The organism is Mesorhizobium sp. M7A.F.Ca.MR.362.00.0.0 (assembly GCF_004023175.1).
Lineage (GTDB): Bacteria > Pseudomonadota > Alphaproteobacteria > Rhizobiales > Rhizobiaceae > Mesorhizobium.
Window position 1 is genome coordinate 23,473 of record NZ_RZTF01000033.1, and the last position, 3,524, is coordinate 26,996.

Here is a 3,524-nt window from a genome sequence, read left to right on the forward strand (position 1 = left end):
GCGCAAACAGCGCCGCAGCCGCCTCCATGGCAAGGCGCGGCCGGCCATTCGTGGTGCGCGCAAGCTGCCAGGCGGCAAAGCCGAAGGCCAGTGCCGGCACGCCGTAGCCTGGCAGCAGCCAGTTGAACACCGGCGTCGTCGACAGGAACCCGGCACCGACGATGGTCGGGTCGAAAGCGACGCGGCCAAGCACCGCGATCACCGCGCCGACCGAAATCCAGCCGAGCACCGGATAGGCGCGCCAGCGCGTAGTCAGCGCCGGCACGATGGCCGCCGCACCGAGCAGGATGGTGGTCCAGCCGGAATCGAAAGCCATATGCATCAGCAGCAGCCCGGCGATGGCCGCGCCGCCCAGGGCAAACGACACCGCGACACCGCCCTTGAGCGGCGGCTCCTCGGCCCGCGCGATCCACTCGCCGCCGGCGGCGAAAATGACGACCAGCAGTGCCGTTGCGGCGGCGTAGACAAGATCACGGTCGAGATTGCCGAATGTGAACCAGAGCGCCAGCAGGACGACAAGCGGGACGATGACGCCCCACGCTGCCCATGAGGCCGCGCGGATCTGTGTGCCGGCGGCGAACCGGCGTGCGGCCCAGAAGCCGGCGCCGATGAAGACCAGGCCGAGTACGATGCCGATGCGCAAGGTCAGCGCGTTGGACGTGGCCACCGGCAGTCCGTCGACGCCCAAGGCGCCGCTGGAAAAATCGGAAGCGATCGAGGTTGGCGGGATGATGCCGAGATAGATCAGCACCGTGACCAGTCCCGCGGCATAGAGGAGCGGCAGCGCCAGCGGACGATAAAGCGCGACCCCCACCATCGCGGCGATCACCACCGCGCCTGGCAAGGCGTAGCCGGCGGCAGCGAAGGCCGGGTCGACCGACAGGCCCAGCGCCGAGAATGCGACGAACAGGCCAGGCACGATGGACGGCCAGTCGAAAGCCCTGGCTGGTCCAGGTTCGTCGTCACGGCGAGCGAGCCAGACAAGGGCGAGCACGGCCAGCGTGACGGCGTCGATGAACAGAATGGCAGAGAGGTTCGCCCCCGGCGCATCGGTCATATAGAGGATGGTCCAGACACCGGTGCCGAAAAAGGCGGCCGCCACCAGTAATTTCCAGTCCCGCATGCGGGCGATGACGCCGGTGGCGGCAAGCACGATCGCGAGATAGCCGAAAAGCGCCCAGGGATTGGGTGCCTGCGAGGCGACCAGCACCGGCGTCACCATGGCGCCGACAAGGCCGATGCCGGCCAGCGCCTGGCCATGGACAAGAGCTGCCGCGATCGTCGCCACTCCGATGACGCCGAGCAGCGTGAAGGCGAGTGCCGGGCCGATGAAGCCGTAAATGCCATGCGCGGCATAGACGGTGCCGAACAGGATGAAGGCACCGGCAGCAGTCAGGATCGCTGGAATATAAGCGCCGCCGGCCCCTTGCACCGGCACCTTGAAGCCGGTGCGCCGGATGAACTCGCCGCCGGCGACCAGCACAAGGCCGAGCACGCCGGCCATGGCCAGCCGCACGCCGGGACCGAAAATGCCGGCTTCGATGGTGTAGCGGATCAGGAACAGGCCGCCCAGCGCCAGTGCGATGCCGCCAACCCAGACCGCCCAGCGGGTACCGAGCGCGGTTTCGACATCGGATTGGCGGGCGGCTTTCGCCGCTGCGGAAAGCTCCGCAGGTTCCACTGCCTTCGGTGCCGGTTCTGGAGCGGTCCACGGCCCGGAGACGATCTCGCCGGTCGAGTCTTCCGTGTCCGTGGCTGGCGCCGGGGCTGTGACCGCTGCGCTTACCTCCGGCGGGACAATATCGGCCGCGGCCGCTACGTCCGGAGCCATATCGGCGGGCGCGTTGTCGGCCACCGCCTGTTCGGACGGCCTGGCCGCAGGCGGCACGGCTCCCGAGAGCACAAGGCTGCGCAGTGCGCCAAGCTCGCGCTCGACAAGGCCGATGCGGCTCTGCTGGCGCGAAATGATGACGAACAAGGCGATGATGGCGACAAGGCCGATCAGGCTTTCAAACATGGCGGTTCCCCCAAACCAGGCCAGTTTTCACTGACATTCGTCTTACTGACATTCAAATGCGGCGGCCAAACGGCCAGAAAATCCAAGCTCGGAAAACTCAATGCGCCGCCAGTCAACGCGCCGCCAGATTGGCGGCCGGAAAGATCGAGCATGTTTCGGTGCCGAAAGCCAGCAGCTTGCCGCCGGCATCCTTCAGCGTCGCTTCCGACACCGCCAACGTGCGGCCCTTGTGAACAACCCTGCCCTCGCACACCACCTCGCCGGTCTTCGGCGTGATGGGACACGTCAAATTCACCTTGAACTCCGCCGTGGTATAGGCCTCGCCCTTTTCGAGCAGCGTCTGCACGGCACAGGCCAGCGCCGAATCGAGCAGCGTCGCCGCCCAGCCGCCATGCACGCTGCCCAGCGGATTGAGATGGCGCTCGCTCGGCATGCCACGAAAGACAGCGCGCCCTTCCGAGACTTCGGTGAGAGTGAAATTCAGCTGGAAGGAAATCGGCGGCGCCGGATACTTGCCGTCGACGATGCGCTGCAGCAATTCCAAACCGGTGTATTTCAGGATGTCGGCGTGCGGAATGGTGCCGAGGCCGAGCGGTGAGACCCGGCCAGGATAAAGTTCGACCTCGCTCATGTGATGATTTCTCTGGCTGCGTCTTCGCCAGCTATGGCCTTGCAGCGCGCGTGATGTTTGCGCAAGGCGGCGAGGAAGCCGGTACGAGCGTCCGGCGGCTCGATGCCGCGCGGCTCATAGACGTGGCGGTTGAAGAAGAAGCCGGTGAGCCGGAAGGCGTCGTCGACATCAGCCGCATCGGCGCGCAGGCCGGAGCCGCGCTGCAGGAAGGCCGGCAGAGCCAGCATCTTGTCGCGCCACGGCAAACCGGCTTCGCGCGATACCGCACGTCCCGACTTCGGTGAGACATAGGCCAGGTCCTGTCGCGTGCCGGTGGCGGCGCATTGGCTGAGATCGAGGCCGAAGCCGAGTTCGTCCAGCACCAGAAGCTCGAAGCGCGCCACCAGTTCGCCGGCAACGTCGGCGTCGTCGAGATGGACGATCATCACGGCAAGCGTTTCGTAGAGACCTTCATGCGCGTCGCGCTCGGGCAGCAGGCGCAGATGCGCGGCCATGGTCTGCAATCCGTAGACGGCGACGGCGCTGTCCATCAACCGGGCCGCGTTCATCTCGATCGCCTCGGCCTGGAACGTGCCGAGGTGCTCGTCAAGGCGCGCTCGCCACAACAGGTCGACACGGTTGCCGGGCTGGAGCACAGGCTGCTGCTTGCGCGAACGGCCGCCACGAACAAGGCCGAGATGACGGCCATGCGCTCGCGTCAACACCTCGAGAATGGCGCTGGTTTCGCCATGCTTGCGGGTGCCGAGAATGATTCCCTCGTCGCGCCATTCCATTTCAGGAGCTTTTCACCGATCGGGTGGCGAAATCAAGGTATGGGCTTGGCCCCCGGGTAACTCTCATGCCAATGCATAAAAAACCGCCCGCAGCGATGTGCTG

Annotated in this window: 3 protein-coding genes; all 3 read right to left on the minus strand. The window is 66.2% G+C overall.

Annotated elements, in window-relative coordinates:
* The coding region (locus EOC06_RS07390; RefSeq protein ID WP_245469388.1) for a DUF2339 domain-containing protein at positions 1–2,017 on the minus strand (2,017 nt) is incomplete at its 3' end.
* A 112-nt stretch (positions 2,018–2,129) separates the two neighbouring features.
* On the minus strand, positions 2,130–2,648 hold the full coding sequence (locus EOC06_RS07395) for a PaaI family thioesterase (protein WP_128307437.1): 519 nt from the start codon (positions 2,646–2,648) through the stop codon (positions 2,130–2,132).
* Positions 2,645–3,421: a DNA repair protein RecO gene (gene recO / locus EOC06_RS07400; protein ID WP_128307438.1), complete on the minus strand. Its 777-nt coding sequence runs from the start codon at positions 3,419–3,421 to the stop codon at positions 2,645–2,647. Before recO ends, EOC06_RS07395 begins: the two co-directional genes overlap by 4 nt.
* Positions 3,422–3,524 lie beyond the last annotated feature (103 nt).